The sequence below is a fragment of the Mixta mediterraneensis genome, from assembly GCF_030283135.1.
In the GTDB taxonomy this organism is placed as follows: domain Bacteria; phylum Pseudomonadota; class Gammaproteobacteria; order Enterobacterales; family Enterobacteriaceae; genus Pantoea; species Pantoea mediterraneensis.
The window spans coordinates 1-12,647 of record NZ_JASUAZ010000065.1; the positions used below are offsets into that span (position 1 = coordinate 1).

The 12,647-nt window shown below is 58.4% G+C and carries 17 protein-coding genes and 1 pseudogene; all 18 read left to right on the forward strand.

Annotated elements, in window-relative coordinates:
- Positions 1-420, forward strand: a pseudogene (locus QRY16_RS20360) (hypothetical protein); the annotation flags it as partial.
- Positions 417-749: a hypothetical protein gene (locus tag QRY16_RS20365; protein ID WP_000175096.1), complete on the forward strand. Its 333-nt coding sequence runs from the start codon at positions 417-419 to the stop codon at positions 747-749. The pseudogene QRY16_RS20360 and the gene QRY16_RS20365, both read left to right, overlap by 4 nt.
- Entirely contained in the window at positions 742-1,053 is a 312-nt protein-coding gene (locus tag QRY16_RS20370; protein WP_000227551.1) for a hypothetical protein, read from the forward strand. The genes QRY16_RS20365 and QRY16_RS20370 overlap by 8 nt, the downstream gene beginning before the upstream one ends.
- Positions 1,053-1,598 (forward strand): DUF3486 family protein, encoded by a 546-nt coding sequence (locus QRY16_RS20375; RefSeq protein WP_011410682.1) that lies wholly within the window; start codon positions 1,053-1,055, stop codon positions 1,596-1,598. Before QRY16_RS20370 ends, QRY16_RS20375 begins: the two co-directional genes overlap by 1 nt.
- Positions 1,595-3,118 carry a hypothetical protein gene (locus QRY16_RS20380; protein WP_289777858.1) on the forward strand — a complete coding sequence of 508 codons (1,524 nt, stop codon included), beginning with the start codon at positions 1,595-1,597 and terminating at the stop codon, positions 3,116-3,118. The genes QRY16_RS20375 and QRY16_RS20380 overlap by 4 nt, the downstream gene beginning before the upstream one ends.
- Positions 3,118-4,614, forward strand: a complete 1,497-nt coding sequence (locus QRY16_RS20385) for a DUF935 domain-containing protein (protein ID WP_289777859.1) — start codon at positions 3,118-3,120, stop codon at positions 4,612-4,614. Before QRY16_RS20380 ends, QRY16_RS20385 begins: the two co-directional genes overlap by 1 nt.
- A complete protein-coding gene (locus QRY16_RS20390) occupies positions 4,595-5,416 on the forward strand; it encodes a phage head morphogenesis protein (RefSeq protein ID WP_006687285.1) in 822 nt (273 codons plus the stop codon). The genes QRY16_RS20385 and QRY16_RS20390 overlap by 20 nt, the downstream gene beginning before the upstream one ends.
- Before the next feature lie 2 nt (positions 5,417-5,418).
- On the forward strand, positions 5,419-5,877 hold the full coding sequence (locus QRY16_RS20395) for a phage virion morphogenesis protein (protein ID WP_000135510.1): 459 nt from the start codon (positions 5,419-5,421) through the stop codon (positions 5,875-5,877).
- Positions 5,878-6,091: 214 nt separating this feature from the next.
- The gene (locus QRY16_RS20400; protein WP_289777860.1) at positions 6,092-7,189 is read left to right on the forward strand and encodes a peptidase; all 1,098 of its coding nucleotides are present in this window, start codon (positions 6,092-6,094) and stop codon (positions 7,187-7,189) included.
- 13 nt (positions 7,190-7,202) lie between these two features.
- Complete coding sequence (locus QRY16_RS20405) at positions 7,203-8,156, forward strand: hypothetical protein (RefSeq protein ID WP_289777861.1); 954 nt, start codon at positions 7,203-7,205, stop codon at positions 8,154-8,156.
- 10 nt (positions 8,157-8,166) lie between these two features.
- The gene (locus QRY16_RS20410) at positions 8,167-8,523 is read left to right on the forward strand and encodes a DUF2190 family protein (RefSeq protein ID WP_021544468.1); all 357 of its coding nucleotides are present in this window, start codon (positions 8,167-8,169) and stop codon (positions 8,521-8,523) included.
- Between the two features lies 1 nt (position 8,524).
- On the forward strand, positions 8,525-8,971 hold the full coding sequence (locus QRY16_RS20415; protein ID WP_006687293.1) for a gp436 family protein: 447 nt from the start codon (positions 8,525-8,527) through the stop codon (positions 8,969-8,971).
- Complete coding sequence (locus QRY16_RS20420) at positions 8,971-9,435, forward strand: Gp37 family protein (RefSeq protein ID WP_006687295.1); 465 nt, start codon at positions 8,971-8,973, stop codon at positions 9,433-9,435. Before QRY16_RS20415 ends, QRY16_RS20420 begins: the two co-directional genes overlap by 1 nt.
- On the forward strand, positions 9,435-9,686 hold the full coding sequence (locus QRY16_RS20425; protein ID WP_021544466.1) for a hypothetical protein: 252 nt from the start codon (positions 9,435-9,437) through the stop codon (positions 9,684-9,686). Before QRY16_RS20420 ends, QRY16_RS20425 begins: the two co-directional genes overlap by 1 nt.
- The gene (locus QRY16_RS20430; protein WP_289777862.1) at positions 9,676-11,103 is read left to right on the forward strand and encodes a phage tail sheath subtilisin-like domain-containing protein; all 1,428 of its coding nucleotides are present in this window, start codon (positions 9,676-9,678) and stop codon (positions 11,101-11,103) included. The genes QRY16_RS20425 and QRY16_RS20430 overlap by 11 nt, the downstream gene beginning before the upstream one ends.
- Positions 11,100-11,624, forward strand: a complete 525-nt coding sequence (locus QRY16_RS20435) for a phage major tail tube protein (protein WP_164965982.1) — start codon at positions 11,100-11,102, stop codon at positions 11,622-11,624. Before QRY16_RS20430 ends, QRY16_RS20435 begins: the two co-directional genes overlap by 4 nt.
- A 2-nt stretch (positions 11,625-11,626) precedes the next feature.
- Positions 11,627-11,908 (forward strand): hypothetical protein, encoded by a 282-nt coding sequence (locus QRY16_RS20440; protein WP_182037483.1) that lies wholly within the window; start codon positions 11,627-11,629, stop codon positions 11,906-11,908.
- 98 nt (positions 11,909-12,006) lie between these two features.
- Positions 12,007-12,321, forward strand: a complete 315-nt coding sequence (locus QRY16_RS20445; protein WP_000084225.1) for a phage tail assembly protein — start codon at positions 12,007-12,009, stop codon at positions 12,319-12,321.
- Positions 12,322-12,647: the final 326 nt, after the last annotated feature.

Genomic DNA, 12,647 nt, shown 5'->3' on the forward strand with positions numbered 1-12,647 from the left:
CAGGTAGCCGCCGGGCAGCAGGCTGAAGCCAGTTACCTTGAGCAGATTGCTCAACTGGAGAGCCAGAACAAACAACTACAGGGGCAAATTAACGATGTCACACAGCGCTGGATTGATGAAAAAGGTAAGAGCCATCCCATTGAGTGCGTGTTTACTCGCGGTTTCGTGCGCCAGTACAACGCCGCGCTCGGATATGACAACGCATCCGTCGACACCGGTCATTCAGACGCAACTGCCGCCGCTGGCACCGGCACTGGCGCAGCGTCCGGGCAACCTGAAGCCGCTGACGCCTGGCTACGCAACTCAGGTGTCTCCCAGCGTGATGTCCTCGCCAACATCATCGACAACGCGAAGCAGTGCCGCATCTGGCGCAGCCAGATAAACGGGCTGCTGGACGAACGGGAAGGATTACAGAAATGACGTTGCAGGTTGAATTCTGGACGGTGGTGGGCTTTCTCATCACCTTCATGAGCTTTGTCGGCGGTATGGCCAAGTGGCTGTTCAGTAAAGCGGAGGAGCGTCAGGCGGCGCGGTTCGCCTCTCTTGAGCAGTCGCTGCAACAGTCCGCTTCCAACTGGGGCGAGCTGGAAAAAGAATTTATGCGGTTTAAGGCGGATTTACCGCTGAACTACGTCCGCCGCGAGGATTACATCCGTGGGCAGACGGTCATCGAGGCCAAGCTGGACGCACTCTACAACAAACTGGAAGTGGTACAGCAGTATCGTCATACAGGAGGTCACCATGGTTGATATCGCCCGCGTGCGCCGGGAATCCCTGCGCTGGAGTCTGCTGGTTGCTCTGAACAAAACCCGCCCGTACACCGCCAGCGAGACGCTGCTGCTGGACGTGTCCCGCGCCATCTACCCGGACACCACTCCGCTGGAGCTGCGCCGTGAGCTGGATTATCTGTCCGACCGCAAGATGGTTGATCTGGAGAAAAAACCCTCCGGCGACTGGTTTGCCGACCTGACCCGCCTCGGCGTTGACCTGGTGGAATATACCGTGGAATGCGGCCCCGGTATCGCCCGCCCGGAAAAGTACTGGAGTGAATGATGGCCAGACGCAGCACGATAGAAAAGCTGCCGGAAGACGTGCGTCGCTGGCTTGAGCGGGCGCTGACTGAATCCGGCTTCAGCGGGTATAACGAGCTGGAGTCCCTGCTGCGTGAGCAGGGTTACGTCATCAGCAAATCGGCTATCCATCGTTATGGCCAGAAGATTGAGCGCCGTTATGGCGCTATCCGTGCGGCCACCGAAGCGGCTCGTATGCTGACCGAAGGTGCGGCTGACGATCAGGATGCACGTTCGGAGGCGGTGATCGCCCTGATTCAGACCGAGCTGTTCGAGAGCATCGTCCAGCTGCAGGAAGCGGAAGAAGGCGAAGTCGACCCTAAAGAGCGCGTGGCGCTGCTGTCGAAGGTGGCGAAGAACGTGGCCACGCTGTCCCGCGCGTCCGTCAACCTCAAGAAGTTCCAGTCTGAAGTCCGGGCCAGAGCGCAGCAGGCGGCCAGCAACGCCGAGAAAATTGCCCGTAAGGGTGGACTGTCAACCGATGCGGTACAGGCGCTGCGCCGTGAAATTCTGGGGATTGCCACATGAGCCAGCTTGCTCCCGTTTTGCCTGATACCTCGGCGCTGGATATCCCCGCCGTTCTGATGCCCTACCAGCAACGCTGGGTGGCTGACACGTCTCCGCTCAAGGTGATTGAGAAGAGCCGCCGAACCGGTATCACCTGGGCTGAGGCATCCGATGACGTGCTGACCGCTGCCTCTTCAGCGCCTGCGGGCGGGATGAACGTGTATTACATCGCCTATAACCAGGACATGACCGTCGAATATATCCAGGCGTGTGCGATGTGGGCACGGGCATTCAACTATGCCGCCAGCGAAATCGAAGAGGGTTTCTGGGAGGAGGACGAAGACGACAAGCACATCAAGACCTACACCATCAAATTCCCTGACTCCGGCTTCCGCGTTGTCGCGCTCTCAAGTCGCCCGTCTAACCTGCGTGGCCGTCAGGGCATCATCGTTATCGACGAAGCGGCGTTCCATGAGCAACTGGACGAACTGCTGAAGGCGGCGCTGGCGATGCTTATCTGGGGCGGTAAAGTGCGCGTTATCTCCACCCATGACGGTGACGATAACCCGTTCAATACGCTTATCGGTGATATCCGGGCCGGGCGTCAGGGGGGCAGCGTACAGCGAATTGCCTTCAAAGAAGCCGTTGCGCAGGGTTTGTTTCACCGTGTCTGCCTGCGAACCGGGAAGGTATGGACGCAGGACGCTGAACAGGTGTGGATGGCGTCGGTGTACAAGTTCTACGGCACCGGCGCATCCGAAGAGCTTGACTGTATCCCGGCCAATGGCGGCGGTGCCTGGCTGTCCCGCGCTCTGATTGAGTCCCGTATGTCGGCTGGCACGCCGGTGTTGCGCCTGACCTGCCCGGAGGGTTACGAGCTGAAGCCCGACGACGTCCGCTGGAGCGAGACGCAGGAGTGGCTTGATACGCATCTGAAGCCGTTGCTGGAGGCGCTCCCCGCTGACGCACGTTCTTTCCTGGGTCGCGACTTTGGCCGCAGCGGTGACCTGTCGGTGGACTATCCCCTGCTGCAGGAGAAGAACCTGGTTCGCCGCGTGCCGTTCGTGCTGGAGCTGCGCAACGTGCCGTTCAAACAGCAGGAGCAAATCGCCTGGTACCTGATGGACGGCCTGCCAAACCTGATGGGCGCGGCGCTTGATGCCCGTGGTAACGGCTCTTACCTCGCCGAATACGCCATGCAGCGCTACGGCTCCAGCCGGGTTAAGCAGGTGATGCCAACTGAAAACTGGTATCGCGAGCATATGCCGCCGGTCAAGGCTGCGCTGGAAGATGGCAACCTGGTGGATTTACCGAAGGATGAAGACACGCTGGATGACCTGCGGGCCGTTCAGGTGGTAAACGGCGTTCCCCGCGTCCCGGAACAGCGCTCAAAAGCGAAGTCTGACAGTGGCAAACGTCACGGGGATTCAGCCATCGCGCTGGCGCTGGCGTACTTCGCCAGCCGTGAAATTAACAAAGGGCCGGTGAAGGCAAGCTCACGCCGTCGTCGTCAGGCGGCCCGTATGCTGGAGGATTACTGATGGCCCGTGGACTCTGGGTTTCACCCAGTGAGTTCGTCAAATTTGCCGAACCCAATAAAACGCTGACGGAGCAGATCGCCTCGCGCAGCCGCTCCATCGACTTCTTCGGGCTGGGGATGTACCTGCCTAACCCTGACCCCATTCTGAAATCTCAGGGCCGGGATATCCGCATCTATCGCGAGCTGCGTACCGACCCGCTGGTCGGCGGCTGCATCCGCAGGCGTAAGGCGGCGGTCAAGTCGCTGGAGCGTGGTCTTGAGCGCGGTCATGCCCCGGCGCGGGTATTCAGCTTCATCCGGGATATGCTCGATGATCTGGATTTGTCCCGCATCATCGGCGAGATGACCGACGCCGTTCTCTACGGGTATCAGCCCTGTGAGATCATGTGGGGGCGTTCTGTTAAATCCTGGGCCATTGCCGATATTGTGGGCAAGCCGCCAGAGTGGTTCCAGTTCGATAATGACAACCTGCTGCGCTTTCGCGCCAAGGACGCCGGGCTGGAAGGCGAGCCGGTACCGCTGAACAAGTTCGTGGTACCGCGTCAGGATGCGACCTACGACAACCCGTATGGCTTCCCTGATTTGTCGATGTGCTTCTGGCCCGTGACCTTCAAAAAAGGCGGCATGAAATTCTGGGTGCGTTTTGCCGAGAAGTACGGCTCACCGTGGGTCATCGGCAAGCATCCGCGCGGGACGGCCCAGGGCGAGATTGACCTGCTGCTGGATTCCATGGAGGCAATGGTGGAAGACGCGGTGGCCGCTATCCCTGACGATTCCTCCATTGAAATTAAGGAGGCCGCAGGCAAGGCCGACAGCAGCGATATTTATCAGAACCTGATAACGCTTGCCCGCAGTGAAATCTCCATCGCCCTGCTGGGGCAGAACCAGACCACCGAGGCCAACAGTAACCGCGCCTCCGCGCAGGCCGGACTGGAGGTTACTGATGATATCCGTGACGCTGACGCTGATATCGTGGAAAGCGCGGTGAATCAGGCCATCAGGATGGCGGTATCAATGAACTTTGGCGACGTGGCCAGCCCCGTCTGGAAGATGTGGGAACAGGGAACGGTCGACGATACCCAGGCAACCCGCGACGAGAAACTCAGCCGCGCCGGTGTGGTCTTCACCCCGCAATACTTCAAGCGTGAGTACCAGCTGCAGGACGGTGATATTGACGAGACACCACCGTCAGAACGCCAGAAGAACATGCTGCCGCTGTCATTTGCCGAAGCTATTGATGCCGATATTCAGGCACAGCAGGCCCTGGACGACGCGCTGGATATTCTGATGAACGGAGACGCGTTAAATGGCACGCTGGAACCCGTACTGGCTCCTTTGTTTAAGCGGGTTGAAGATGGCGTCAATCCGTCTGAGCTGCTGTGCGAACTGGCCGAGCTGTACCCGCAGATGAACGCTGAAGACCTGCAGGAACGGCTGGCACGGATTATGTTTGTTGCAACTGTCTGGGGGCGTCTGCATGAGCGTGACAACGGCTGAACTGGCGTACTGCATGACGTTGCCCCCCAAACGGGCTATCAGTTACCTGAAGTCCAAAGGGTATAGCTTCACGTGGGACTGGGAGGAGATGTGGCAGGATGCCCATGCCCGCGCCTTTACCGTCGCCAAAGTGACCCGCCTTGATATCCTGGAAGATATTCGCGGGGCACTGCAGCAGGCTGTCGATGAAGGAAAAACAGGCCGCTGGTTCCGGCAGGAGCTGGAGCCGGAGCTGCAGCGCAAGGGATGGTGGGGGTCACGTGACACCACCGACCCGGTAACGGGCGAGCCGGTCACCATCCAGCAGGGCAGCCCATGGCGTCTCGACACCATCTTTCGCACAAATATGTCCGTACTCTACAGCGCCGGTCGCTGGGCTGAGCAGATGGAGAACGTCGACGACAGGCCGTACTGGATGTATACCGGCATCAACGACAGCCATACCCGCAAGAGCCATCTGGCGCTGCATGGTCTGGTGCTGCGCTATGATGACCCGTTCTGGCAGGCGTTCTATCCGCCGAACGGCTGGCGCTGCCGTTGTGGCGTGATTGCCCTGAGCGCGGCGGATGTGCGTGCCCGTGGCCTGAAGGTGTCAGGTTCTGGCGCAGCTCTGGGATGGGAGCTGAAGCTGGTCTCAGAGAAAACCGGCGAGATGCAGAACGTCGCCACCTTCAATACCGGCACCACGAAGGTGGCTACCGACGTCGGCTGGTCTTATGCGCCGGGGGCAGCATACCGTCCCGACCTTGCCCGCTATCAGGGGACGCTTCAACCGCTGGCACAGCAGGAACTGAGAGGATAACGATGGCTTCCGATAACCTGGTCAATGTCACCATTAACGATGAATCCCTGCGCCGGAGCCTTCGTGCGCTGGACCTGGCAGCCACAGACCTGGAACCCGCGATGCGCAAAATCGCCGGAACCCTGCTGGCGGAAACGCAGTTTAACTTTCTCGATGAGGGGCGTCCGGGGTGGACTCCCTCGCTGGCAGCGCAGGAGCGCGACGGGCAAACGCTGCAGGATACCGGGCGTCTGATGGGGTCGGTATCAACCGACCATGACGACCGGCAGGCAGCGGTTGGCACTAATGTCGTTTATGGGCCGATTCACCAGTTCGGTGGTAAAACGGGACGTAATGAGTCCGTTGAACTTCCTGCCCGTCCGTTCCTGCCGCTGACGGGGGACGGTGAACTGCAGCCTGAAGTGGTTGTCCCCATCCTCGATACGATTGTCCGCCATCTTGAAGCAGCGGCCCGTCGCTGAGTTTTGTCTCTACAGGCGGGTGATTTATCATTGCCAGCCGCTGAGGGGCTGTATTACCTTTATAAAGGCTTTACAGCCCCCGCTTTGCACCACTATTCGCCTGCAGCATGACATTCCCCGTACTGATACCCCCGATTTTTTCTAAAGCAGATTAAAAGCGCTGCTGATGCTTTTTCCACAGACTGTCCCCGACAACGTAACGCGGGACAGCAAAATGCCAGCCATTCACATTTTTAAAGCCGGTACTCATACCGATATGCACGGCACGAAACTGCCGTTCACGCAAAGCGATCTTGCCGCCTGCGTGAAAGCCTATGACCCGTCCGTCCATGAAGCGCCTCTCGTTATTGGCCACCCCAAAACGGAAGACCCGGCGTGGGGCTGGGTGAAATCCCTGTCGCTTAACGGCGGCGATCTGCTGGCTGAGCCTGACCAGCTCGACCCGCAGTTTGCCGAACTGGTGGGCAACGGACGCTTCAAGAAGGTCTCCGCCTCATTCTATCTCCCTGACTCACCGAACAACCCGAAGCCCGGCACGCTTTACCTGCGTCATGTCGGCTTTCTGGGCGCGCAGCCACCTTCCATTAAGGGGCTGAAGCAGGTCTCGTTTGGTGAGAAAGAAGAAGGCGTCGTGGAGTTTGCCGACTGGGGCGATATCACCAATGCCTCTCTCTGGGGACGGCTGCGTGACTTTCTGATCGGCCAGTTCGGGCTGGATGAAACCGACAAGGTACTTCCGTCATGGCAGGTTGACTCCCTGCGCGAAGAAGCGTACCGCGAGCCGGTGCAGGCCGTGCCGGACTTCAGCGAACCAAACCCTAACCCTCAACAAGAGAACGACACGATGACCAAAGAAGAAATTGAAGCCCTTCAGGCGGAAAACACCCGTCTGAAGGCTGAGGCCACACAGCGAGCCGAGCTGGATGCGAAGAGTCAGCAGGAGAAACTGCACGCTGACAACGTTTCCTACGCTGAGAAGCTGGTAAGCGGCGGTCAACTGGCCCCGGCAGCGAAGTCCGTTGTTGTCGCCATTCTGGATGCGGTCTCTGCTGGCGATAAGCCGGTGGAATTTGCCGAAGGCGACACCCGCACGCCGCTTGCCACGGCGTTTAAGACGCTGCTGGATGGCTCGGCACCCGTGCTGAACTTTGGCGAGCACGCAACCAAAGACCGTGTGGATACCGGTGTTTCAACGTCTTCAGCAGAGTTTGCTGAAGCCGATCCAGAGCGTCTGGCGCTGCATCAGAAAGCGCTGGATTTGTCGAAAAGAGAAGGCATCAGCTACGACGCTGCTGTCTCACGCTGCCTGTAATTAAGGAGAGAGCATGTCTGATTATTTAAAGGGTAAGCGCGTCGTTGATCCGGTGCTGACCAGCATCGCACGCGGTTATAAAAATGCCGCGTTCATCGGTGAGCACATCTTCCCGATTGTCCAGACCGACAAGGAAGGCGTGACCGTGCCGACCTTCGGCAAATCGGCTTTTGTGGAGTACGACACCGAGCGTGCCGTGGGAGCTGACAGCAACGTCCTGGTACGTGAGAAAACCGGCAAACTGGATCTGGTTCTTAATGAGCACGATCTGGCCGCGCCGGTGGACTATCGCGAGCAGGCGGAGTCAATGTTCAACGAAGAAGCCAAGGCCATTCGTCGCGTCACCAGCGGCGTCAACCTGAAGCGTGAACTGTACGCAGCCCGCCTGGCCCAGGATAAAAACGTCTACCCGGCATCGTCCGTTAAAGCACTGGCTGCCGCTGAACGCTGGGTGGATGGCAAGGGTAATCCAATCACCGTCATCGAAGCCGGTATCGAGGCTGTACGTAACAAAACAGGCCTGCGCCCGAACCTGATGACCATGGGTGCCAGCGTCATGTCACTGCTGAAGTTCCATCCGGCGATCCAGGCCGCGATCGGAGCCAACGAGCGCAAACGCATCACCATCGAGATTTTGAAAGACCTTTTCCAGCTGGAAGACGTGGTGATCGGTGAGCCGGTATCCATGGCCTCGATGAAAGACGCGCAGAACAAGGACAAAGTCCCGGCTGATATCTGGGGCGACAACCTGATGCTGCATTACGTCGGCAAACCCCAGCCGGGCACCGACAGCGCCGACGAAAACGAGCCGTCCTTCGGCTACACCCTGCGCCGTAAAGGGATGCCGGTGGCGGATAAATACGACGGCGTCGGCGGCAAGGTGAAGTACTGCCGTTATACCGATATCTACAAAGTCGCCGTGGTCGGTGGCGATGCCGGGTATCTCGTCACCAACATCGTGAAATAAGGAGACGGTCATGGGTACAACACAGCAGGTCATTCTGACCACTACCGTGACGGCCAGCGCGGCGCTGACGCAACAGCGCTTTGTCGGTGCCGATAATGGCCCCTGTCAGGCCGGAGCCGTCGCGCTCGGCGTGGCGGAGGTGGATGCCGCTGCCGGTGATGTAACGCCGGTCAACGTACTGGGTATCGTTGCCGTCGAGGCCGGTGCCGCGATTGCCAGGGGGCTGAACGTTCAGTCGGATGCAAATGCCTGCGCCGTTCCCCAGACAGCAGCATCAGGCGACACCCCGGCAGGTATTTCAGCCGGGATTGCGCTGGATGAAGCACTGGCCGAAGGCGATGTTATCCGCATCCTGCGCGGGGTGTGACATGTACTGCACCCTGGCGGATTTACAGGAACAAGTGCCTGAGTCAACGCTGATTCAGCTCACTAACGAGGTCGTGGATTTCGACACCCCTGCCACGGTGAATGTGACGGTTGTGGACAGCTGTGTTCGCTACGCCGGGGAGTTGATTGATGCGCACCTTCGTGGCCGCTATACCCTGCCGCTGGCAGAAGTGCCTACCGTTCTGCGGGATATTGCCATCACGCTGGTGCGTTACCGCCTGTATGTCCGTCGTCCTGAAGGTGATCTGCCTGACACCGTCAAAGACGACAACAAAGAGGCCCGGCGTCAGCTTGAGGCTATCCGCGACGGGAAGCTGACGCTGGGGCTGCAGTCCACTCAAAAAGACGTACCTGAGTCCGGTGAAATCCGGGCGCGGGCACGTCGCCCCACCTTTGGCGGGCGCGACGGCTTACTGGAGAAATACTGATGAACGTTCTGCCCGTCCTCGATGCTGTGCTGGCCCGGTTGCGCGAGAAGCTGCCCCAGCTGCAGGTGGAGTACTTCCCGGAAAAGCCGTCCGAATACCGTCTGAATCATCCTGTCGGGGCGTTGCTGCTGAGCTATGCCGGTTCACGCTTCGACAAACCCGATGATATTGGTGCGGTGATCCAGCCTCAGACTATCCAGCTCTGCGTCACGGTGGTCTTCCGCCAGCTCAACGGTAAAAGAGGTGCGATTGACGTTTTGGATGCAGTCCGCCGCATACTCGGCGGCTACACCCCGCCGAACTGCCGCCGCCGTATCTGGCTGACCCGTGAGGTGTTTATCGGTGAGGCCAAGGGGCTGTGGCAGTACGCTCTCGACTTCGCAACCGAAAGCGTCTTTATCGAAGACAGCGATTTACCGTCCGGCCCGCTGTTAACCGAAGTGAACTATGAGGAAAGCGAGTGATGAAAGAATACCGCTATTCCGGCCCGGCCAGCGGCGTCACGCTGTCGGACGGAACCGAAATCCTGCTCTGGCCGGGGAAGAATGTTTCCCTGCCGGAGGAGCATGACTATGTGAAGGTACTGGTGGCGCTGAAGCATCTGACGCCGGTATCTGAAGAGACTAAACCCGCCAGCATACCGGCTGTGCAGTCACCAAAGCGCAGGAACGGCGGCGACAGCGATGTGAAAACGGAGGACTCCCATGTCAGCTAACTATCTGCATGGCGTCGAAACCATTGAGGTGGAAAACGGTGCCCGCCCGGTTAAAACGGTGAAATCCGCCGTCATTGGCCTGATTGGTACCGCCCCAATGGGAGACGTCAATACGCTGGTGCAGTGCCTGTCTGAGAAAGATGCAGCGGCGTTTGGCAGCCAGCTCACTGGCTTTACCATTCCGCAGGCACTGGATGCGATCTACGACCATGGGGCAGGCACCGTTCTGGTCATTAACGTGCTTGATCCGGCTGTGCATAAAACCGCTGTGGCCGATGAAGACGTAACATTCGACAAGGCGACGGGCAAGGCACAGCTGGCTAATCCGGTGGTCGCGCAGCTGGTACTGAAACCGGACAGCGACGGTCAGCCTTATGTGGAAGGTCAGGACTACTCGCTTGATGCGCAGACCGGGGTGATTACTAACCTTGGTAAAAGCATTGCTGCAGATGCAACGGTGAAGGCCAGCTATAACTATGCCGATCCGACCAAAGTCACCCCGGCTGATATCATCGGTACCGTTAACGCGGCAGGCAACCGTACCGGCATGAAGTTGCTTAACGACAGCTTCAACCTGTTTGGCTACTTCGCCAAAATTCTGATTGCCCCGGTATTCTGCACCCAGAACAGCGTCTCGGTTGAGCTTATCGCCATGGCTGAGAAGCTGGGCGCGGTGACCTACATCGACGCGCCGATTGGTACCACTTTTGCGCAGGCTCTGGCGGGACGTGGCCCGGAAGGCACCATTAACTTCAATACCAGCTCCGACCGCGTCCGTCTGTGCTATCCGCACGTCAAGGTGTACGACGCGGTCACCAACAGCGAACGGCTGGAGCCGCTGAGCCAGCGTGCTGCAGGTCTGCGTGCCAAGGTCGACCTGGACAAGGGCTACTGGTGGTCGTCCTCCAACCAGGAGATTCTGGGTATCACCGGCGTGGAGCGCCAGCTGTCGGCAATGATTGATGACCCGCAGAGCGAGGTGAACCTGCTCAACGAACAGGGCATCACTACGGTCTTCAGCAGCTACGGCAGCGGCCTGCGTCTGTGGGGCAACCGGACGGCAGCATGGCCAACGGTCACCCATATGCGCAACTTTGAGAACGTTCGCCGCACCGGTGATGTTATCAACGAGTCCCTGCGTTATTTCAGCCAGCAGTACATCGACATGCCGATTACCCAGGCACTGATTGATGCGCTGACGGAGTCGGTCAACGCCTACGGTCGCAAGCTGATTGGCGACGGTGCACTGCTGGGCTTCAGTTGCTGGTTTGATCCGGCCCGTAATGAAGAGACGGAGCTGGCCGCCGGTCATCTGTTGCTGAGCTACAAATACACGCCGCCACCGCCGCTGGAGCGACTGACGTTTGAGACCGAGATCACCTCGGAATACCTGTTAACCCTGAAGGGGAATAGCTGATGGCAAAGATTGAGATCAACCGCATCACGAATGCCAACATCTACCTGGATGGCGCTAACCTGCTGGGCCGGGCCGAGGAGGTCAAACTGCCTGACGTCTCCATGACCATGCAGGAGCATAAGGCGCTGGGGATGGTGGGCAAGGTGGAACTCCCTGCTGGCTTCGACAAGCTTGAGGGCGAGATCAAGTGGAACAGCTTTTACCGCGACGCGATGCTGTCTGCCGCGAACCCGTATAAGTCGCTGGCGCTGCAGTGCCGTTCCAGCGTTCAGCGCTACAGCTCGCAGGGGCTGATTGACGAAATTCCGCTGGTCACTTTCCTGACGATCATGTTTAAGAAGAACCCGCTGGGGACGTTCAAACAGCATGAGAACGCCGAGTTCTCCAGTAGCTTCACCTGCACGTACATCAAGCAGGTACTGGATGGTGAAGAGTTGCTGGAGCTGGACTATCTGGCCAACATCTTCCGCGTCGGCGGCATTGACCAGTTGACCGACTACCGCATCAACATCGGGGGCTGACGGTGACCGTCGAGATTGAAGATAAAGGCGGGAACTGTGGTTCGATTGGCATGGGGAATGGTACGTGGTTTACCATCCTTGATATTTCAGGGGTGGAAAACCTTTTTAATACCCAGAAAACCAATGACCCGATTGACTGCACACGCTCCAAAGCACGAAAGCTCGCTGACCTGATTGAGGCATGGGAGCCACCTGACCACTGGTTCACCGGCATCGGCAAATCTGAAGGAAAGGCACTTCTTATCGCCTTCCTGCGTAACTGCAAAGGCTTTCGCACTCACTGATATCACAGGGGCTTCGGCCCCTTTCTTCTTAATCCCCTTTAATATCTGCCAGTCCCACCACCAGACATACTGCTCTGAACTTACACAGGAGCACGATCATGTCACAAACCCAATCCGATACTTTTAAGCTGTCTTACCCCTTCACCACCGCTGCTGGCACCAGAGTTGAGCAGGTTGAACTGAAACGCCTGACGGTCAAAGACCTGAAGCAGGTGCGCAAAATCAGTAAAGACCCGGCTGACTGGGACGAGCCGCTGATTGCCCGTAGCACCGGTATTCTTCCGGAAGACCTCGATAATATGGATCTTGCCGACTACATGGAGCTGCAGAAACGATTTCAGCAAGTCACTGGGCTGGGCAAGAGCGACGAAAACGCTGATGCAGGCGCAGGGGCTGCTGGCGAGGTGGTTTAGATTTCAGCCGGGGGAGATTGATGCCCTCGATACTGACGATCTGGAGATGTGGCTGGAGCAGGCTGAAGAGCAAATCAGAAGCGAGTTCGGCGATAATCATTAACTCCTCATCACTTAACAGCCGCTACTCGCGGCTGTTCTGCATGGCTCTCAGACATTTTCCTTCCGTTTTTCCGCTTTCAGAGGATAACCACCGTGGCCAGTGAATTTTCAGTCGGCGTCATTATTGGCGGCATTGTCGGGAGCAGCTTCCGCTCAGCCGTCAGCGGTACCCGACGCGCCCTTGATTCCCTGGGCGATACATCGCGCCGCCTGCAGGAACGCCA